The sequence below is a fragment of the Yersinia sp. SCPM-O-B-9106 (C-191) genome, assembly GCF_026183365.1.
GTDB lineage: Bacteria > Pseudomonadota > Gammaproteobacteria > Enterobacterales > Enterobacteriaceae > Yersinia > Yersinia rochesterensis.
In genome coordinates this window covers 1090251-1110511 of the sequence record NZ_CP110791.1, presented here as the reverse complement: position 1 = coordinate 1110511, position 20261 = coordinate 1090251, and the positions used below count along the sequence as shown (strand labels likewise).

The window sequence follows — 20261 nt, the reverse complement described above, 5'->3', positions numbered from 1 at the left end:
TGAAGTATTGGTTAACCAACTTGTTGGGCTGATCGCAAAATTAAGATTTATTTCGGTGAGTTTTCGTCCGGCGGCGATGTATAACGTGCACAAATTTCAGACGGAGAATTGGAAAGAGGTATGGGAGTGAGAACTTACAATTAGATAAAATAAAGACAAAAAAGGGCGGTATTTTCATACTCGCCCTTCCATTCCCGTTCACCGCGTCTTGATGGCAATAACGAGTTTTAGCTTTCGATAATCACAGTGGCGCAGGCATAACGCCGTTCATCTGCCAAGGTTACATGCAAAGATTTGACTCCGAGTTCGGCCGCCAACTCTGCCGCTCGTTGATGTAAACGTAGCGTTGGTTTGCCCAATGCATCGTTAACCACTTCGAACTGGTTAAATGCCAAACCATTACGGATACCGGTGCCGAATGCTTTAGCGGCAGCTTCTTTAACGGCAAAACGTTTGGCCAAAAAACGGATTGGCTGTTGGTGCTGCTGATAATGTTGCCATTCCGATGGGCTGAGAATACGCCGTGCCAGCTTATCACCACTGCGTTCAACCACGGCTTCTATCCGAGAAATCTCAACAATATCAGTACCTAACCCAATAATAGCCATTACCGACGCGCTTCTCGCATCAATACTTTCATATCGGTAACAGCAGCAGCAAGCCCCGACATAACGGCCTGGCCAATGATTGCATGACCAATATTTAGCTCATGCATCTCTGGTAAGGCGGCAATGGGTTGGACATTATGATAAGTCAGGCCGTGACCCGCGTTAACTTTCAGCCCTTTGCTGGCAGCATAGGTCGCCGCTTTGGCGATCCGCATTAATTCAGCCTGACGAGCTAAATCTGAAGAAGCATCAGCATAAGCGCCAGTATGAATTTCAATGTAAGGTGCCCCGACAGTCACAGCGGCATCAATTTGGCGCATATCAGCATCGATAAACAGTGAAACCAGAATACCTGCCTCAGCAAGCCGTCTCACCGCGACAGTCATTTTATCAATTTGACCTGCAACATCCAGCCCACCCTCAGTAGTGACTTCCTGCCGTTTTTCCGGTACCAAACAGCAAAAGTGTGGGCTTATCTCACAAGCAATACCCACCATTTCATCAGTGACAGCCATTTCCAGATTCATGCGAGTTTGGATGGTTTGGCGCAGAATGCGTACGTCACGATCCGTGATATGGCGGCGATCTTCGCGTAAATGGACGGTAATACCGTCAGCGCCGGCTTGTTCTGCAATAAAAGCGGCCTGAACAGGATCGGGGTAAATGGTCCCACGTGCATTTCGTAATGTCGCAATGTGATCAATATTAACGCCCAGCAACAAATCAGCCATGACAGCCCTCCAGGTATGGATGCATCTTTGATAGATTAATAGGCATGCAAGAATGCTTGCCAATAAACGCGTAAGTGTCTGGCAGTTTACACCGAGTCAGTGGGCAGCGGATAGGCACAGTAAAGGAAAGTTGGTGAACCGCAATGTAAACAATGGGTTGCAGGTACTAGGGCAAGGGTTCTGCTGGCGGTTTAATCACAAATTGGCGGAACAGTTCGCGGCTTTTTAAGGGCTTCCCCCCCAAGTAAGGTTTCAGAGCAATTCGGGTAAAACGCTTGGCTGCACGCAACGTATCAGCATCAGGAAACTCACGGTTAGCCAGAGCCAATAATTGGCGGCCAGTAAAGCTGTAGTGATCAACCACCAAACTGGCAATAAATCCTTTTTCCTCGCGGTAACGGTAAGTCATGGTATCAGACACCGGCTGGCCACTCCCCGCGCAATGAAGGAAATCAACGCCATAGCCAAGATGAGCCAATATCGCCAATTCAAACTGGCGCAAAGCATATTCAGGAGAGCCATCGCTACCAGCCAATGATTGTAAACAATGCAGATAGTCGAAGAATAGAGCGGAGTAATTGGTTTGGTGTTCGAGGACGCGCGCGAGCAGCTCGTTGACATATAGGCCGCTGTACAACATTGAGCCAGTCAATGGGAGAGCCAGTGAAACCGGCTCGGCACTACGCAACGTTTTAACTTCACCACGCCCAGTCCAACGAACCAGTAATGGCGTAAAAGGCTGCAAGCAGCCTTTTAGATTGGAACGGCGACTTCGCGCACCTTTTGCCAACACCCTCATGCGGCCCTCCCCCTCAGTGAATAAATCCAGCATTAAACTGGTTTCACTGTAAGGTCGCCCATGCAGGACAAATGCGCGTTGCCAACCTTCCATCGGCGAGCTTATTTCAGGTCGTCGGTATAGCCTAAGCTGCGCAATGCACGTTCGTCATCTGCCCAGCCTGATTTCACTTTCACCCACAGCTCAAGATGCACTTTAGCTTCGAACATCTGCTCCATGTCCTGGCGGGCTTCGATACCGATAGTCTTGATTTTTGAACCTTTATTACCGATGACCATTTTCTTCTGGCCTTCGCGCTCGACCAAAATCAGCCCATGGATGTTATAGCCACCGCGTTCATTTGGTACAAACTGTTCAATTTCAACTGTCACCGAGTAAGGTAATTCCTCGCCCAAGAAGCGCATCAGCTTTTCACGAATGATTTCCGACGCCATAAAACGCTGGGAACGGTCAGTGATATAATCTTCCGGGAAGTGATGCACTGCTTCCGGCATATGCTTGCGCACAATACTGGCGATAGTGTCCACATTCATCCCTTTCTCCGCAGAGATCGGAACAACGTCCAGGAAATTCATCTGCTGGCTTAAGAACTGGATATGCGGTAACAGTTTTGTTTTATCAGTAACGTTATCGACTTTGTTAATGGCTAATAATACTGGACACTGCAAACTGCGCAGTTTATTCACCACCATTTCATCGTCGGCAGTCCAGTTAGTGCCTTCAACCACAAAAATCACTAATTCCACGTCACCGAGAGAGCTGCTTGCTGCACGATTCATTAAACGGTTAATCGCACGTTTTTCTTCAATATGCAGCCCTGGGGTATCAACATAAATAGCCTGATAAGGCCCTTCAGTATGGATCCCCATAATACGGTGGCGTGTGGTTTGTGGTTTACGTGAAGTGATGGAGATTTTCTGCCCCAGCAATTCATTCAGCAAGGTAGATTTACCCACATTTGGGCGACCTACAATTGCAATAAAACCACAATACGTTTTTTCTACTTCGCTCATTCAAGCTCCAACTTTATCAGCGCTGCTTCCGCTGCCGCCTGCTCAGCTTTACGGCGACTTGAGCCGGTGCCTATTACCGGTTCATTCAAGCCACTCACCTGGCAGTGGATAGTAAATTCCTGGTCATGTGCTTCACCGCGAACCTGCACAACCAGATAAGAGGGTAATGGCAGATGACGGCCCTGCAAGTATTCTTGCAAACGCGTTTTGGGGTCTTTCTGCTTATCACCTGGGCTGATTTCGTCTAACCGACTGCGATACCAGTCGAGAATCAGCCGTCCAATCGTATGAATATCGCTGTCTAAGAATATACCGCCGATTAAGGCTTCGACTGTATCTGCCAAAATTGATTCACGGCGGAAACCACCACTTTTCAATTCACCCGGCCCAAGGCGCAAACATTCACCAAGGTCAAACTCACGGGCCATTTCGGCTAGCGTATTGCCTCTGACCAATGTCGCTCGCATCCGACTCATATCCCCTTCATCAACACGGGGAAAACGGTGGTATAGCTCATTGGCAATAACGAAACTTAATATAGAGTCACCCAGGAACTCCAAGCGTTCATTATGTTTGCTACTGGCGCTACGATGAGTCAGTGCTTGCAGCAAGAGCTCCTGCTGTTGAAAAGTGTAGCCCAGCTTCCGCTGTAGCCTATTTATTACGATGGGGTTCATGAGTTACCAATAGATCAAGAATGCGTCAAAAACTACAGCATACGGAACAGGTCTGATTGGCCAATATTACCAAAACAAAACTGTTTCGTTTGCAGTGGCCCCCATAAAAGAGCCAACTGTTATCGCTCGAAAGGTTATTCTACAACGAGTGGAAATATAATGCTGCGTTTAAATGTCCTGCGAACTTGAAGTGACAGCGTATTTATCCCCACTGTCACTTCAATGACTCAATATAGATTAATGAATTCCGCCAATACGACTTAAACGTACACCCGTTGGCCATTCACCTTCTTGCTTTTCAAAACTCATCCAAATAGCCGTAGCTTTACCCACCAGATTACGTTCTGGCACAAAGCCCCAATAGCGGCTATCGGCACTATTATCCCGGTTATCACCCATCATAAAGTAATGACCTTCTGGCACAACCCACACGCCTAACGGCTGATTAGGTTGCTGATAATAAGCCCCAACCTGTTCTTGCCGGCCCGGCACTGTGAGGATCTGATGAGCAACTGGGCCGAGGGTTTCGGTCCGCTCACGTAGACGAACTCCACCATCTGGCACTGCCTGATTTAACGGAATTTGGAAGAAACCAGCAGAGGCCTCACCATTACCGCTATAACGGAATGTCTGTACGAAATCACTTGGTTCTGATGCACTGTAAGTAATCGGCAATGCACTGTCACAAGAAATCCCTGTATTACAAGCAGGTTGAACCGTCACTTCTTTACTGATTGGATTGTAACTTACCCGGTCACCCGGCAAACCCACCACTCGCTTGATATAGTCCAAACGAGGGTCTAGCGGATATTTAAACACGGCGACATCACCGCGTTTCGGATGCCCGGTAGGGATCAGTGTAGTTTGCGTAATAGGATCTTTAACTCCGTAAGCAAACTTCTCTACCAGAATGAAATCACCGATCAATAATGTGGGCATCATCGAGCCAGATGGGATCTGGAAAGGCTCGTAAATAAACGAGCGCACGATAAATACCAGAGCTAACACCGGGAAGACTGAAGCACAAGTCTCAATCCAACCAGGCTGTCTTGCAGCTGGCGCGAGAGTCTTGTTATCTACCGCACTCCCGGTTTGCGCCTTGATAGCCGCAGTTTGGGCGTTAACAGCCGCAACTTTTGCCTGACGGGCTGGCCCCCATTTAAACCGCTCGAAGCACCAGATAACGCCAGTCACCAACGTTGCTATCGCTAAAATCAAGGCAAACATGTTAGCCATCAAAACTCCTTATTTACTGTCTTTTCCGACATGCAGAATAGCCAGGAAAGCTTCTTGCGGTAATTCAACGTTACCGACCTGCTTCATACGTTTTTTACCATCTTTCTGTTTCTGCAGAAGTTTCTTCTTACGACTAACATCGCCGCCATAACACTTCGCCAATACGTTTTTCCGTAACTGTTTCACCGTCGAGCGAGCAATGATGTGGTTGCCGATAGCCGCCTGAATCGCAATATCAAATTGCTGACGTGGAATCAGTTCCTTCATTTTCTCAACCAGATCACGGCCGCGGTACTGCGCATTGTCACGGTGAGTAATGAGCGCCAGCGCATCAACTCGCTCATTGTTGATTAATACATCAACACGCACCATGTCGGAAGGCTGGAAACGTTTAAAATTGTAATCTAATGATGCATAACCACGAGATGTAGATTTCAGGCGGTCAAAGAAATCGAGCACCACTTCAGCCATCGGAATTTCATATGTCAGCGCCACTTGATTGCCGTGGTAAACCATGTTGGTCTGCATGCCGCGTTTTTCAATACACAATGTAATGACGTTACCTAGGTATTCCTGTGGCAACAGCATATGGCATTCAGCAATAGGTTCGCGCAATTCCTCAATGTTATTCAAGGCTGGCAGCTTGGAAGGGCTATCGACATAAACCGTTTCCTGAGCCGTTGTAATCACTTCATACACCACCGTTGGTGCTGTAGTGATAAGCTCCAGATCGTACTCACGCTCCAAACGTTCCTGAATGATTTCCATATGCAGTAAGCCCAGGAAACCACAGCGGAAACCAAAGCCCAGTGCTGTAGAACTTTCTGGCTCATAGAACAAAGAGGCGTCATTAAGACTCAGCTTGCCTAATGCATCACGGAAAGCTTCATAGTCATCGGAGCTAATCGGGAACAGACCCGCATAAACCTGTGGTTTGACTTTCTTAAAACCAGGTAATGATTTTTCAGCTGGGTTACGAGCCAATGTCAGTGTATCGCCGACCGGTGCGCCCAAAATATCTTTTATCGCACAGACCAGCCAACCTACTTCACCGCAGTTTAGTACATCACGATCAACACGTTTTGGTGTAAAGATACCCAAGCGTTCAGCGTTGTAGCTCTGCCCGGTACTCATAACTTTAACTTTATCGCCTTTACGCAACGAACCATTCTTGATACGGATTAATGATACGACGCCCAGATAGTTATCAAACCAGGAGTCAATAATCAGTGCCTGTAATGGGCCATCTGGATCGCCCTGAGGCGGCGGAATATCACGCACCAGTCGCTCAAGAATATCAGGAACACCTACGCCAGTTTTTGCTGAGCAACGCACTGCATCAGTCGCATCAATGCCGACAATGTCTTCAATCTCTTCAGCAACACGCTCTGGATCCGCCGCAGGTAAGTCGATTTTATTCAGAACTGGAACAACTTCCAGATTCATTTCCATCGCCGTATAGCAGTTTGCCAGCGTTTGTGCTTCAACGCCCTGCCCTGCATCAACCACCAATAAAGCCCCTTCACAAGCCGCCAACGAGCGGGAAACTTCATAAGAGAAGTCAACGTGACCGGGAGTATCGATAAAGTTGAGTTGATAGGTTTGACCATCTTTTGCGTGGTAATCAAGTGTCACACTTTGTGCCTTGATGGTAATGCCACGCTCGCGCTCCAGATCCATAGAATCCAGCACTTGAGCGGCCATTTCTCGCTCAGATAAACCGCCACAAATCTGAATAATACGATCCGACAGTGTCGATTTACCGTGGTCAATATGGGCAATAATAGAAAAGTTTCTTATGTGCTTCATTTATATGAATTTTTCTCTAGTCGTTGTCTTTAATTAATTATTGGTGGACACAGCGATGGACTCAAACCCAAAACTACCCACATAAATATGCACGCATCTTACACTGTAAGTCAGCCTCGTGAAAGGCATCACACTTAGCTTGTTATCTCATTTATGCTGTTAAAATGTATCAGCACCTCTCAATGGGCAGTTATCGTCAAGATGCCATCCTGACTCAACGACTCATCCCCCTTCTTATTCCATAAATCTTCATCAAAACACTTTAGGAAAATGCTCATTTACCCTCTTGATAAAGAGCCTAAAGTATTAATGTAATTCAATAATAACCGAGTGAAATATCTTCTCAGCGGCCGGATGGAGTATATTATGATCGACGAAGGAAAAATACTTAGCCGCCATGAGTTGAAAAATAAAAACTCAAAATTAACTATTGGCATAATAGTATTTATATTAGGATTGAGTTTTGTAGTAATTAGCTTATCAATGGCTACATCTATCTTTTCAACACCTTCAATCCTTTCAATACTATGCGTTGCTATTGCCGGTATATCATTAAGTCTATTAATTTATTCGCGTTTATACGAAAGCCCCATATTTACCTATTTTCTTTATGAAAAAGGTATTCGTGTTTTTAATCATAGTGATGGAAATGTTTATTTTATCTCATTTAATAAAATAGAAAATATTTATAAATATCACACAGGAATAAATCCTAATGGTAGAATTAATGCCATGGCATTCCGCACAACAAAAAACAAACCTTGGAATATTATTTTTAATAATATAACTAATGCATATCCACTCATAAACACGATAATTCATCAACAAGTTATGCAAGTCGGATTAATAAGCTTAAACGCATTATCGCGAGGTAAAACAATCGTATTTGATATAGTGCGAGGAAATGATTTTTGGTCAAAATCACTCCTATTTAATGTCAGTAAAATGAAAAGAATTCAGATGGATACGATCCCCCTGTCACTCAGCGCACACTCATTAGTGACAAAAAAAGGTACAATTAATATTGAGGATATATTGCGCATCGAAACCTTGCGTGAAGCACATCATGACAAGATAAGATTATTTGATGCGAAAGGTAATATACTATTTTCGATAGATTATTCATCAGTTATCAGTGCTGATCTTTTTATTGCCTTACTGGAGCATATGATACAAAACAGAATACCCGCCTATTATGGCTAATAGGTAGCGAAGAATTACTCTTGTTGAATACGCATAACTGCTGGCGGCAAACCAATTTGCAAGACAGTAGGTTGATAATCACTTTTTCTTTCAAAATTAATAGCCACAGCTCGAGCCAATAAAAAGCCTAAACCCGCACCTAAAATAGCACCAAGCGCTGTAAAAGCATCGGTGACAAATAAATTTTGAAACAAAGCCCCCCCCATTATTAAACCAACTAATGGGGTCAAATAAACCAAAGCAGCAGAACGCAATAAGCTACCTTCACTGATTCCAACCTCAACTTTTTGCCCAGGTTCGAGTGGTTGTGAAATCGCTATTTTTAATTGATGTTCAGATTCTGGCCCTAATTCATTCAATAAATGACTGCCACATCCTGAACGTGCATTACAGCTCCCACACCCCGAATGCGGTTCGCAACGTAAAAGTGCCACCCCATTTTCCCATGAGATAACTGTTGCCCATTCTTTCATCATTTAGCCGACTCCAAAACCACACTATCGGCAATACGTTTTGCCGTTGATGGAGGTAACTCACCGACTACGGTGATTTCTACATTATTACGAGTTTCAGAATGGACAGTACGACGCCCTTGGCGCAGTGACTGTTCGGAAAGCGCATCTTTACCCGCTGGGTTCACATTCACCGAAAAACTAAAAAGACCATCAGAATAGAGTCGTGATTCAGTTGGCGTATCCATATTAGGTAATGTACGGCGACTATGAGAAACCTCAGTCACCCCCTCAGGTAACCAACGCGGAACCCAACTAAAATCCACCTTGGTTTTTGCTGGTAAAGCAAGCAATGGCGGTAAGGATAGTTTTAATACTCCCCGCAGAATTTCCTGAATAGGCTCGCCGACAGCAAAAGAAATCACCCGGAACTGCTCGAGTGTTTCACCATCGCGATCTAACAAATCTATCCGCATAGGAAGTTTTGTTGTCTCATCCATCCAAATAATATAACTGTATCTCGTACTGTCACGGGCGACTACTCTGATAACCTGGCATGGTCTATCAGCTACACGAGCACGACCGAGTGCAATATAGTTATAATGTTTTGATAGTTTTTCAAAATCGGGGAATACCACAGAAGGCAAAGCATCAACAATATGCTCACCACTCAACGTAAAAGAGTCAAATCCTGGCTCGAAATAACTTATTTCATCACCACGTTGTATGATCTCAGTACGAGGGCCATCCATACGCAGCAATTGCGCTAACGTTTTTTTATCCAAGATGGCATGGCGATAGCGAAGAGAATCGATCCCTTGCTTGTTAACATTTATGTACGATAGCTCATAATTGAGCGATTGACTGGCAGCGCTCATACCCTGCAGCATTGCTATCGGCGCAGTATCCGCCGAAGCAATTGCTGGCATGAACAGGCTGCCCGCCATTAAACAGACGGAAAACCAAAATTGCTTCATTACTGCTGCTGCATTCCTAAGGACTGAGTTCCAGGGACCTGAATAGCGGCTTGTGTTGATGCTGAAGGCACCTGCGACAACTCAGTTTGTGGTAAACGGCGTTGTAATTCAAAATCTTGCAACTGCGTCATCATATTCACGCGACGACGTTGCTCTTGAACCTGATGCTGTTGAGTTGTCCCAAAAGAACCATCAGCAGGCACACCAAAACTGACCGGTGAAGCTTTACCCATCATCGGTAACGTATTAAAAGCAGGTGCTTCTGGCTGTAAATTACCAGATGCTGGTTGGTTATATTGCTGAACGCCAACAATAACGGCGAGAGAAACACACGCAGCAACCCCAACTTGGGTAATTTGGCTGGCCCATGGGCGAACTTTTTGCCAGAAAGGCATTTTTTGCCAAACATGTGGTTGCGGCTGAGATTCAGGTACAGCAATAGGAACAAAACGAGCTGGCTCATTTTTGAGCGCCTCTGCGACACGACTGGCGATATCCAGATGCAAGACTTCACCAACGTCCCCCCGCAGGGTATCACGGATTAAATGATAGCTCTGCCAGCTTTGCTGTAATGCTTTATCTTTCGATAAAGAACCCATCAGCTCACTATCAAGAGTTTCTCCGTCCATCAGAGCGGAAAGCTTTTCTTTCTGCATGCAAATACCCTTTGTGTGTCCGCTTATCGCTGAATCAGCGGCTGAACTTTATTATCGATAGCCTCTCTGGCACGGAAGATACGGGAACGAACAGTACCTACCGGACAGTCCATAATGACGGCTATCTCTTCATAGCTTAGACCATCTAACTCCCTGAGTGTAATCGCCATCCGGAGATCTTCAGGAAGTGACTCTATGGTTTTAAAAACTATCTGCCTCAATTCTTCAGACAACATTAAGTTCTCAGGGTTCGATATTTCTTTCAATGCACCCGCATTTTCGTAATTTTCAGCATCATTTGCATCTACATCACTGGATGGTGGGCGCCGCCCCTGAGCGACTAAATAGTTTTTTGCTGTATTAACAGCGATACGGTAAAGCCAAGTATAAAAGGCACTGTCGCCACGGAACGACTCTAGGGCGCGATAGGCCTTAATAAAAGATTCTTGAACTACATCAGGAACATCACCCTGAGGTACATAGCGGGATACGAGGCTCGCAACCTTATGCTGGTATCGAATTACCAGTAAATTGAACGATTGCTGATCACCTTTCTGGACCCGTTCAACCAGCATTTGATCCGTTAACTGCTCGCTCATCCGAGGTGAACTCTCCCGAAATCTATCCCCACGCTAAAAAGAGTACTGCCAGCCATATATTTATTTTCCTGAGCAAGCACACGCTTGGAGTTTATAAAGTTTGCAAAGTTCCATGATGCCAGATTATTTGTCTGAATATTCTTTAGACATCTTATAGCCATAGCTTTTGCTCTGGCAGATAGGCTAACATGAATTTCACTCTTCTTCTGCACACATCATACGATATGCCATCATCATCTGAACACGTTAGCGATGTATTGATCATCGGGAGTGGCGCTGCCGGTTTGTCATTGGCTTTGCGTCTTGCACCACATTGTAAAGTCACTGTTCTGAGCAAAGGGCCACTTAATGAAGGCGCCACTTTTTATGCTCAGGGAGGTATTGCTGCCGTTTTTGATGAAACTGACAGCATCAGTTCACACGTTGATGACACTCTAATTGCTGGCGCGGGGCTTTGCGACAAAGAAGCTGTCGAGTTTATCGCCAGCAATGCACGTTCTTGTGTGCAATGGCTGATTGATCAAGGTGTCCTTTTTGATACCGAGACCAATGCCAGCGGCGAAGAACGTTATCACCTTACCCGTGAGGGCGGCCACAGCCATCGGCGTATATTACATACCGCGGATGCTACAGGCAAAGAAGTAGAGACCACCCTGGTAGGCAAAGCAAGCACCCATCCGAATATTTTAGTCAAAGAGCGCTGCAATGCAGTCGATCTTATCACGTCCAATAAAATTGGTCTGGCGGGGACGAAACGCGTCGTTGGCGCTTATATCTGGAACCGCGAGCTAGAGAAAGTTGAAACTTTTCGGGCCAAGGCCGTTGTGTTAGCAACAGGCGGTGCCGCTAAAGTTTATCAGTACACTACCAATCCAGATATTTCCTCTGGTGATGGAATTGCCATGGCATGGCGTGCCGGTTGTCGGGTCGCTAATCTGGAATTTAACCAATTCCATCCTACTTGCCTGTTCCACCCGCAAGCTCGCAACTTTTTACTGACCGAAGCCTTGCGCGGTGAGGGCGCTTACCTTAAACGCCCTGATGGTAGCCGTTTCATGCTCGATTTTGACGCACGAGGCGAACTCGCACCACGCGATATCGTCGCGCGCGCCATTGACCACGAAATGAAACGCCTTGGTGCTGATTGTATGTACCTCGATATCAGCCATAAACCCACTGATTTCGTCATGCAACATTTCCCGATGATTTACGAAAAACTGCTGTCTTTGGGGATCGATCTAACCAAAGAAGCCATTCCAATCGTCCCAGCCGCACATTATACCTGCGGCGGTGTGATGGTCGATCAACACGGGCGCACGGATTTGGATGGGTTATACGCGATTGGCGAAGTCAGTTATACCGGCTTACATGGCGCTAACCGTATGGCATCCAATTCATTACTAGAATGCCTTGTCTATGGTTGGTCAGCTGCTGAGGATATTCTTTTGCGTCTGCCGACAGCTAAGCTGGCCCCGCATTTACCTGATTGGGATGAAAGTCGTGTTGATAACTCCGATGAACGCGTTGTCATTCAACATAACTGGCATGAATTACGCTTATTTATGTGGGACTACGTCGGCATTGTTCGGACGACCAAACGCTTAGAACGTGCCCTGCGCCGGATTAATACATTGCAGCAGGAAATTGATGAATATTATGCCAATTTCCGTATCTCGAATAACTTGCTGGAATTACGCAATCTGGTGCAAGTTGCCGAGTTAATTGTGCGTTGCGCCATGGAGCGAAAAGAGAGCCGAGGATTGCACTATACTCTTGATTATCCTGATCAAATTGACAATCCAAAACCCACTATTCTCCATCCGTAATACATTTAAGGGCGCAATATTTTTTGCGAATATAAAATATCGCGCCCTCCAGCACCATTTCCACGGTTTTGGCAACTTGCTAATAGTTTAGATAAAACTCACTGATTAACGCGCAAAACTCCGGTGAATACACACCTTCCGATTGACGCAAATCCAATTGCTGGAATTCAGTTTCGCCGGATTGAAGTGATAACATCAGCAACATGCGATGTAATGGTTTACCGGGACGATCTCTGATATCAACTTGGCAACGGATAAACCAATTTTGTTGTACTGCAAGACGGCTGAGCTCGACACCTAAATCGTGGGGCAAAACCACACAAAATAGCCCCTCCTCTGTGATAAGCTTCTCAGCGCAATTTAACAAAGCATCGTGAGTTAAGGATCCGGTGTAACGTGCGGTATCTCTAGCTTCATCGCGACAAGCAACTGCTGGAGCAAAATAAGGTGGATTACTGACAATCAGGTCATATTGATGAAGATGGTTTTCAGCAAACTGGTGTACATCTTGCTCATAAATACGAACCCGATCCGCCCACGGCGATTGCGCCGCGTTACTGATGGCTTGCTGTGCCGCCTCAGATTCCAGCTCTACACCGTCAATCATGACCTCAGATGCCGAGCGCTGGGCTATCATCAAAGCAATAAGTCCGCTGCCGCAGCCAATATCCAGCACTTTGCGCGCTTTTTCTACCGGTGCCCAAGCACCCAGTAGGACACCATCTGTGCCCACTTTCATCGCGCAGCGATCATGTGCCACAAAGAATTGTTTAAACGTGAAACCACCACTACGCAACGCCAGTTTTTTTTTCAATTGCTCGCCCACATTAGTCATCAAAATCTACAACTGGCGTAGCATAGGACAATATGATTGAAGGGAAAAGACATCATTACCGCTTAAACAGGTGAAGAATTCGGCTAACCCGTCTATAATCGGCGCCCCAAGTAGAGGAAGACCATGACTGTAACCACTTTTTCCGAACTCGATCTCGATGAACGCCTAATTGACGCATTGCGCGACAAAGGCTATGAGCGCCCGACTGCCATTCAAGCTGCGGCTATCCCCCCCGCTATGGATGGGCGTGATGTATTGGGTTCGGCGCCCACAGGTACGGGCAAAACTGCCGCCTTTTTGCTGCCCGCCTTGCAGCATTTGCTGGATTTCCCACGCAAAAAATCTGGCCCACCACGAATTCTGATCCTGACGCCAACCCGTGAGTTAGCCATGCAGGTTGCGGATCAAGCCCGTGAACTGGCTAAGCATACTCAACTGGATATCGCGACGATTACCGGTGGTGTGGCTTATATGAACCACGCGGAAGTCTTTAGTGAGAATCAGGATATTGTAGTGGCGACAACGGGCCGCTTGCTGCAATACATCAAAGAAGAAAACTTTGACTGTCGGGCAGTAGAAACCCTGATTCTGGACGAAGCTGACCGTATGCTCGATATGGGCTTCGCTCAAGATATTGAAACGATCTCGGCAGAAACCCGCTGGCGCAAGCAAACCTTACTCTTCTCAGCCACACTGGAAGGGGAAGCTATTCGTGAATTTGCAGAGCGTATCCTGACTGAGCCGGTAGAGCTGGAAGCCGACCCATCACGCCGTGAACGTAAAAAAATTCAGCAATGGTATTACCGTGCTGACGATATTGAACACAAAACGGCCTTGCTGGTGCATTTGCTTAAGCAACCGGAAGTGCAGAAATCCATTATTTTCGTGCGTACCCGTGAAAAAGTGCATCAGTTGGTCAGTTGGTTACGTGAAGCAGGGATTAACGCCTGGTTCCTTGAGGGCGAAATGGTACAGGCCAAGCGCACTGAAGCCGTTATCCGTCTAAGTGATGGCCGGGTTAATGTTCTGGTGGCTACTGATATTGCTTCACGCGGCTTGGATATTGACGATATCAGCCATGTATTCAACTTCGATCTGCCACTTACTGCTGACGTCTATCTTCACCGCATTGGTCGTACTGGCCGTGCAGGGCGCAAAGGTGTCGCTATTTCACTGGTTGAAGCACATGACCACTTATTGCTGGGTAGAATTGGCCGTTATCTGAAAGAGCCACTGAAGCCACGTGTGATTGATGAACTGCGGCCAACCAGCAGGGCTCCGAGCGAAAAAAGCACGGGCAAACCGTCTAAAAAAGTTTTAGCGAAGCGTAAAGAGCTAAAAGAGGCGGGCAAAGAGAAAGCGAAGGTTAAAGTTCGTCATCGCGACGCTAAAAATGTGGGTAAGCGCCGTAAGCCAAAAGACAAGCCAGAGACTAAGAGTTAACTCAACACTCTGACAAAAAAGCCGCTTATCAACAGCGGCTTTTTTATTTTTTATCAACTAGATAAAATCCTCAGAACTACATTTCTCAGTAAAGTATTTCAGCCCAAAACTAACAAATTGAACACTATTGCTGATAAACCGCTGCAAGTTTTTTACCTCGAAGCCAGGCATTCAATTGCTGATATTTTTGTTGTATTTCGACGCGTTGGATATTCAGCGGTGTCATCGCTAAATGCTGTTGCAATGTCGCCCCTGCTTATTGCACACCTCAGGATCAACACCTGGATCTCGCGCCCGGCTATGATCGCGGCAGCAAAACTTTCGGGTTGTTGCTATTGAGTCAGGCCCAATAGCTTTATCTATCGATACATCGGATGAGTTATTAAATAGATTTGATAATATTTATATAAGCTAAAGATGGTGATCACCGTCTGACTTCCCGACGAATAAATCACAGGAACAAAAAAAGGGAGCCGAAGAGGCTCCCTTAACATTTTCAAATTTAACGTTTTGAAAATTAATTACTATGACAAGAATTACAGACTTTCAGTGAAAGTACGCGTAATCACATCACGCTGTTGTTCTGGTGTCAGTGCGTTGAAACGTACGGCATAGCCGGATACACGAATCGTCAACTGAGGATATTTCTCTGGATGTTTGACGGCATCTTCCAGTGTTTCGCGGCGCAGAACGTTTACGTTCAAATGCTGACCACCTTCAACACGTACAGTTGGCTGCACTTCCAGCGGAACTTCACGATATTCGATCTGGCCTAACTCACTGGCCGGAACGATTTGGTCTTCTGCGTAACCAGCTTTAGCGCAAACACAGCGCAATTCAGATTTTTCATCATCTAACAGCCAGAAAGAGTTCAGCAAGGCTTCATTGTTAGCTTTAGTAATTTGAATACCAGTAATCATTTGGGGCCTCCGTAATACGGCTATAAATTCCAAGGGGGAAAAACTATCTTGGTTATTTGGTAAAACCATTGTTGTCTTATTGTTCTATATACCAGTCAGGCAGCTGGGTTTCTTTGACATAAATCAATCTTTTAACCTCCACAGCAATCGCGTCACTGGCAAATTTATGTTTTATATCAATTTTATCAATCTGACTCACAGCAATTATTTTTGTAAAATTTCAACATTTTTTGCATACAAAGGTCAAAAAAACATCATCACATCACAGACTCTGGTTTAACAGTTTCACTCACAGGTTTGAACCGGTAAGCTAGCGCATATCAATATATTAGAGAAACCAAGGAGAGTGATTATGTCCGCCTCCCTTAGCTGGCACGATGTGATCGGCCACGAAAAAGAGCAACCTTACTTTAAAGATACGCTGGCCTATGTAGCAGCAGAACGCAGTGCTGGCAAAACCATCTACCCGCCACAAAAAGATGTCTTTAATGCCTTTCGTCTGACTGAATTGGATCAGGTCAAAGTCGTTATTTTGGGCCAAGACCCATACCACGGCCCTAATCAGGCTCATGGATTATCATTTTCCGTCTTGCCCGGCGTACCCGCACCGCCCTCTTTGGTCAACATCTACAAAGAGCTGGCCACTGACATTCCCGGCTTCCAGCGCCCCAACCATGGTTTTTTACAAAGTTGGGCTGAGCAAGGTGTATTGCTACTCAATACTGTGCTGACAGTCGAAGCGGGTAATGCACACTCTCACGCCAACCTCGGCTGGGAAACCTTTACCGATAAAGTTATTGCAGCGCTGAATGAACATCGTGATGGTGTAATTTTTATGCTGTGGGGAGCACATGCGCAGAAAAAGGGCCGAATCATTGATACCCAGCGCCATTTTATTTTGAAAGCTCCACACCCATCACCACTCTCCGCACATCGCGGCTTTCTTGGCTGTAAACACTTTTCACACGCTAACCAACTATTGCAGCAGCATGGTCAGCAACCAATTGATTGGCAACCTAAGCTGCCAACGGCAGAATAATACGTCATTGGCTAAAGAGAAAATAAAAAAGGCACCCATCAAGGTGCCTTTTACCTATCAGGACACCTTTAATCTTTTGCTTTAGATACCGCGACCATCGCCGGGCGTAACAAACGGCCATTCAGCGTATAGCCTTTCTGCATCACCATCATGACGTGGTTTGGCTCGTGATCAGCAGATTCAAGCATCGTCATTGCCTGATGAACTTCAGGGTTAAACGGTACATTTGTCTCGCTGACAACTTGAATACCATATTTACCTACGGCATCGAGCAATGATTTTAGGGTCAGCTCGACGCCTTCTATCATCGCAGTCAATTCCGCATTGGTTTTGTCGGCAGTATCCAGCGCGCGTTCTAGATTGTCGATCACAGGCAATAATTCTGATGAGAATTTTTCCAACGCAAATTTATGCGCTTTTTCAACATCCTGTTCGGTACGACGGCGGATATTCTCAACTTCAGCCTTAGCGCGTAGCAAGCTTTCGCGCTCACGTTGTAAGGCCGCAGCCAACTGCACTTCAAGCTCGGCAACACGCGGTTCTATACCTTCACCCGTCTCTTGTGTCGCTTCCACTTGCTGCTCTGCTGCATTTTCCATTTCTTCCGAGACTTGCTCGTTTGGTGCTTTCTGTTCTTTACTACTCATGGATATCTCCGCGTTTTAGCATTAATCTCGCTACTTGGCTTATTATGGGGATCAAAACCGGGGATTCAAGGGAACCGGTCATAATCTGGGGTAAAAGACACCCCAGTGAGGAAAATCACGGCAATGAATAATAAAAGATTCAAATGTATTGGTATTGTCGGTCACCCACGCCACCCGGCCGCACTTGCCACCCATGAAATGCTCTACCGATGGTTAAACACCAAAGGGTATGACGTTATGGTTGAACAACAGATTGCTAACGATCTCAATTTAACCGACGCCGTTACGGGTAGTTTGGCTGATATTGGCCAAACAGCTGATTTAGCTGTCGTGGTCGGCGGTGATGGCAATATGCTGGGCGCCGCTCGGGTACTTGCCCGTTATGATATCAAAGTGATCGGCGTCAACCGAGGCAATCTGGGCTTTTTGACTGATTTAGACCCTGATAATGCGCTGCAACAACTTTCCGATGTACTGGAAGGCGAATACATCAATGAACAACGTTTCTTGCTGGAAGCACAAGTCACACGAACAGATCAGCAAAGCCGTATCAGTACCGCAATCAATGAGGTGGTTTTGCACCCCGGCAAAGTAGCCCATATGATCGAATTCGAAGTGTATATTGATGATCGCTTCGCATTTTCCCAACGCTCTGATGGCCTGATCATCGCCACTCCTACTGGTTCAACCGCTTATTCACTTTCTGCGGGTGGCCCAATATTGACACCAACACTGGATGCCATCGTCTTGGTTCCCATGTTCCCACACACCCTAACAGCTCGACCACTCGTCATTAATAGTAGCAGCACCATTCGCCTTAAGTTTTCCCAAATCACCAGTGACCTGGAAATTAGTTGTGACAGTCAGATAGCACTGCCAATTCAGGAGGCTGAAGAAGTTTTAATCCGGCGCAGTGATTTCCACCTCAATCTTATTCACCCTAAGGACTACAGCTATTTCAATACGTTAAGTACAAAGTTGGGTTGGTCAAAAAAATTATTCTGAAAAGTGCCTCAGGGCCTTTACTGTATATAAAACCAGTCTATACTGTATTCAAATACAGCCATGTGTTTATGTACAGGAGATTTACCATGCTGGCCCAGTTAACCATCAGTAATTTTGCAATTGTACGTGAGTTAGAGATTGATTTTCAGCCCGGAATGACAGCAATTACTGGTGAAACTGGGGCTGGTAAATCCATAGCCATAGATGCATTAGGGCTGTGCCTTGGCAGCCGTTCAGACGGCAGCATGGTACGTTTAGGGGCAACTCGTGCAGATATTTGTGCTCGTTTCTCACTAGCAGATACTCCATCAGCCCGTCAGTGGTTGGAAAACAACCACCTTGATGACAGTAATGAATGCTTGCTACGCCGAGCTATTGGCACTGATGGCCGCTCAAGGGGATTCATTAACGGAACAGCAGTACCTTTGTCCCAATTGAGGGAACTGGGCCAACATTTGATCCAAATTCACGGCCAGCATGCTCATCAATTGTTGCTAAAATCTGACCATCAAAAGCAATTATTGGATGCCTACGCAGGCCAGTCTACCCTGTTGGCAGAAATGAAAGCAGCTTATCAACTTTGGCATCAAAGCTGCCGCGCGTTGGCACTGCATCAACAACAATCGCTGGAACGTAATGCTCGTCACGAGCTATTACACTATCAGTTAAAAGAACTGAACTCATTTGCCCCACAAGCTGGGGAATATGAACAAATTGATATCGAATATAAACGCCTGGCAAACAGTGGACAGCTGTTGTCACTCAGTCAACAAACATTGCAGTTACTGTCAGATGACGAACAGAATAATATCCTCAGCCAACTTTACTCAGCCAAGAATCAGTTAACAGAACTAGCAGGAATGGATGAGCAATTTAATAATCTGTTGAATATGCTGGAGGAGGCCTCTATCCAAATCAGTGAAGCCAGTGATGAATTACGCCACTATGCCGAAAAATTTGATATGGATCCGAATCGTCTGTATGAACTGGAGCAGCGGTTATCTCGCCAATTAAATCTGGCCCGCAAACACCATGTTGCACCAGAAGAGCTACCGCAATTTCATCAGCAATTGCTCGATGAGCAAGAACAACTATCACAACAAGAAAATGATCACGAACAACTCAGCCATGTAGTCAATACTCACTATCAGCATGCATTGGCTATCGCCAAACGCTTACATGAAGAGCGCCAGTATTATGCTGACGAATTGGCCGGGCTGATCACTGAAAGCATGCGCGAACTATCTATGCCGCACGGCAAATTCGCTATTGAAACCCAGTTTGAACCGGAGCACCTGAGTGCGGAAGGTGCTACTCGAATTGAATTCGGTGTCACCACTAACCCAGGTCAACCGCTGCAACCACTGGCTAAGGTTGCTTCAGGTGGTGAACTTTCGCGCATCGCATTGGCTATTCAGGTCATTACAGCGCGTAAAATGGATACCCCCGCACTAATCTTTGATGAAGTCGATGTAGGTATTAGTGGGCCAACCGCCGCCATAGTGGGCCGCCTATTGCGCCAGTTAGGCGAATCAACTCAGGTGATGTGTGTGACTCATCTACCTCAAGTTGCAGGTTGTGGCCATCAACATTTCTTTGTGAGTAAACAAACTGATGGCACTGAAACCGAAACCCATATGCATCGGTTAGATAAAAAAGCCCGCTTGCAAGAGTTGGCGCGCCTTCTGGGTGGTAGTGAAGTGACGAAAAACACCTTGGCAAATGCAAAAGAATTACTCGCAGCGTAGAAAAGATTAACTTTTTTCCTTTCTAGAGGTCATACAGG

The 20261-nt window shown here is 46.0% G+C and carries 20 protein-coding genes and 1 pseudogene; 6 read left to right on the top strand and 15 right to left on the bottom strand.

Going from position 1 to position 20261, the window contains the following annotated elements:
* Nucleotides 1-227: 227 nt before the first annotated feature.
* The 7 genes from acpS to lepA all read right to left on the bottom strand — a co-directional run bounded on the left by acpS (nucleotide 228) and on the right by lepA (nucleotide 6873).
* The gene (gene acpS, locus OP863_RS05105) at nucleotides 228-608 is read right to left on the bottom strand and encodes a holo-ACP synthase (protein WP_038635534.1); all 381 of its coding nucleotides are present in this window, start codon (nucleotides 606-608) and stop codon (nucleotides 228-230) included.
* Nucleotides 608-1339: a pyridoxine 5'-phosphate synthase gene (gene pdxJ, locus OP863_RS05100; protein WP_038635537.1), complete on the bottom strand. Its 732-nt coding sequence runs from the start codon at nucleotides 1337-1339 to the stop codon at nucleotides 608-610. The genes acpS and pdxJ overlap by 1 nt, the downstream gene beginning before the upstream one ends.
* A gap of 166 nt (nucleotides 1340-1505) precedes the next feature.
* Nucleotides 1506-2231: a DNA repair protein RecO gene (gene recO / locus OP863_RS05095; RefSeq protein ID WP_038635540.1), complete on the bottom strand. Its 726-nt coding sequence runs from the start codon at nucleotides 2229-2231 to the stop codon at nucleotides 1506-1508.
* Between the two features lie 8 nt (nucleotides 2232-2239).
* Entirely contained in the window at nucleotides 2240-3151 is a 912-nt protein-coding gene (gene era, locus OP863_RS05090) for a GTPase Era (RefSeq protein ID WP_032819824.1), read from the bottom strand.
* On the bottom strand, nucleotides 3148-3828 hold the full coding sequence (rnc, locus tag OP863_RS05085; protein WP_038635542.1) for a ribonuclease III: 681 nt from the start codon (nucleotides 3826-3828) through the stop codon (nucleotides 3148-3150). The genes era and rnc overlap by 4 nt, the downstream gene beginning before the upstream one ends.
* Before the next feature lie 237 nt (nucleotides 3829-4065).
* The gene (gene lepB, locus OP863_RS05080; RefSeq protein WP_038635545.1) at nucleotides 4066-5064 is read right to left on the bottom strand and encodes a signal peptidase I; all 999 of its coding nucleotides are present in this window, start codon (nucleotides 5062-5064) and stop codon (nucleotides 4066-4068) included.
* Nucleotides 5065-5073: 9 nt separating this feature from the next.
* Nucleotides 5074-6873 carry a translation elongation factor 4 gene (lepA, locus tag OP863_RS05075; protein ID WP_038635548.1) on the bottom strand — a complete coding sequence of 600 codons (1800 nt, stop codon included), beginning with the start codon at nucleotides 6871-6873 and terminating at the stop codon, nucleotides 5074-5076.
* 366 nt (nucleotides 6874-7239) lie between these two features.
* Between lepA and OP863_RS05070 the strand changes: the two genes are divergently transcribed.
* Nucleotides 7240-8076, top strand: a complete 837-nt coding sequence (locus tag OP863_RS05070; protein ID WP_265525946.1) for a hypothetical protein — start codon at nucleotides 7240-7242, stop codon at nucleotides 8074-8076.
* A gap of 14 nt (nucleotides 8077-8090) precedes the next feature.
* Here OP863_RS05070 and rseC read toward each other — a convergent pair whose 3' ends face one another.
* The 4 genes from rseC to rpoE are packed head-to-tail and all read right to left on the bottom strand — an operon-like array spanning nucleotide 8091 to nucleotide 10760.
* Nucleotides 8091-8552 carry a SoxR-reducing system protein RseC gene (rseC, locus tag OP863_RS05065; protein WP_145589437.1) on the bottom strand — a complete coding sequence of 154 codons (462 nt, stop codon included), beginning with the start codon at nucleotides 8550-8552 and terminating at the stop codon, nucleotides 8091-8093.
* Nucleotides 8549-9505, bottom strand: coding sequence for a sigma-E factor regulatory protein RseB (rseB, locus tag OP863_RS05060; protein WP_038635557.1), 957 nt, complete (start codon nucleotides 9503-9505; stop codon nucleotides 8549-8551). Before rseB ends, rseC begins: the two co-directional genes overlap by 4 nt.
* The gene (gene rseA, locus OP863_RS05055; protein ID WP_050115779.1) at nucleotides 9505-10161 is read right to left on the bottom strand and encodes an anti-sigma-E factor RseA; all 657 of its coding nucleotides are present in this window, start codon (nucleotides 10159-10161) and stop codon (nucleotides 9505-9507) included. The genes rseB and rseA overlap by 1 nt, the downstream gene beginning before the upstream one ends.
* A 23-nt stretch (nucleotides 10162-10184) precedes the next feature.
* Nucleotides 10185-10760: an RNA polymerase sigma factor RpoE gene (rpoE, locus tag OP863_RS05050; protein ID WP_005159396.1), complete on the bottom strand. Its 576-nt coding sequence runs from the start codon at nucleotides 10758-10760 to the stop codon at nucleotides 10185-10187.
* 224 nt (nucleotides 10761-10984) lie between these two features.
* Between rpoE and nadB the strand changes: the two genes are divergently transcribed.
* A complete protein-coding gene (gene nadB, locus OP863_RS05045; protein WP_186368236.1) occupies nucleotides 10985-12586 on the top strand; it encodes an L-aspartate oxidase in 1602 nt (533 codons plus the stop codon).
* 79 nt (nucleotides 12587-12665) lie between these two features.
* Here nadB and trmN read toward each other — a convergent pair whose 3' ends face one another.
* On the bottom strand, nucleotides 12666-13412 hold the full coding sequence (gene trmN, locus OP863_RS05040) for a tRNA(1)(Val) (adenine(37)-N(6))-methyltransferase TrmN (protein ID WP_265526231.1): 747 nt from the start codon (nucleotides 13410-13412) through the stop codon (nucleotides 12666-12668).
* Nucleotides 13413-13544: 132 nt separating this feature from the next.
* On the opposite strand from trmN, the gene srmB reads away from it, so the two are divergent.
* The gene (gene srmB / locus OP863_RS05035) at nucleotides 13545-14864 is read left to right on the top strand and encodes an ATP-dependent RNA helicase SrmB (protein WP_038635566.1); all 1320 of its coding nucleotides are present in this window, start codon (nucleotides 13545-13547) and stop codon (nucleotides 14862-14864) included.
* Between the two features lie 124 nt (nucleotides 14865-14988).
* Here the strand turns inward: srmB and OP863_RS05030 are convergent.
* Nucleotides 14989-15146, bottom strand: a pseudogene (locus OP863_RS05030) (phospholipase); the annotation flags it as partial.
* A gap of 254 nt (nucleotides 15147-15400) precedes the next feature.
* Nucleotides 15401-15784 carry an autonomous glycyl radical cofactor GrcA gene (grcA, locus tag OP863_RS05025; protein ID WP_004390501.1) on the bottom strand — a complete coding sequence of 128 codons (384 nt, stop codon included), beginning with the start codon at nucleotides 15782-15784 and terminating at the stop codon, nucleotides 15401-15403.
* Nucleotides 15785-16136: 352 nt separating this feature from the next.
* Here grcA and ung point away from each other — a divergent pair, with 352 nt between their 5' ends.
* A complete protein-coding gene (gene ung, locus OP863_RS05020; protein WP_038635570.1) occupies nucleotides 16137-16823 on the top strand; it encodes a uracil-DNA glycosylase in 687 nt (228 codons plus the stop codon).
* 68 nt (nucleotides 16824-16891) lie between these two features.
* Here ung and grpE read toward each other — a convergent pair whose 3' ends face one another.
* Entirely contained in the window at nucleotides 16892-17470 is a 579-nt protein-coding gene (gene grpE / locus OP863_RS05015; RefSeq protein ID WP_038635573.1) for a nucleotide exchange factor GrpE, read from the bottom strand.
* A 123-nt stretch (nucleotides 17471-17593) separates the two neighbouring features.
* Here grpE and nadK point away from each other — a divergent pair, with 123 nt between their 5' ends.
* Together nadK and recN are read left to right on the top strand one after the other, a co-directional pair.
* The gene (gene nadK, locus OP863_RS05010) at nucleotides 17594-18475 is read left to right on the top strand and encodes an NAD(+) kinase (RefSeq protein WP_038635576.1); all 882 of its coding nucleotides are present in this window, start codon (nucleotides 17594-17596) and stop codon (nucleotides 18473-18475) included.
* Between the two features lie 86 nt (nucleotides 18476-18561).
* Entirely contained in the window at nucleotides 18562-20223 is a 1662-nt protein-coding gene (gene recN / locus OP863_RS05005; protein ID WP_265525945.1) for a DNA repair protein RecN, read from the top strand.
* Nucleotides 20224-20261: the final 38 nt, after the last annotated feature.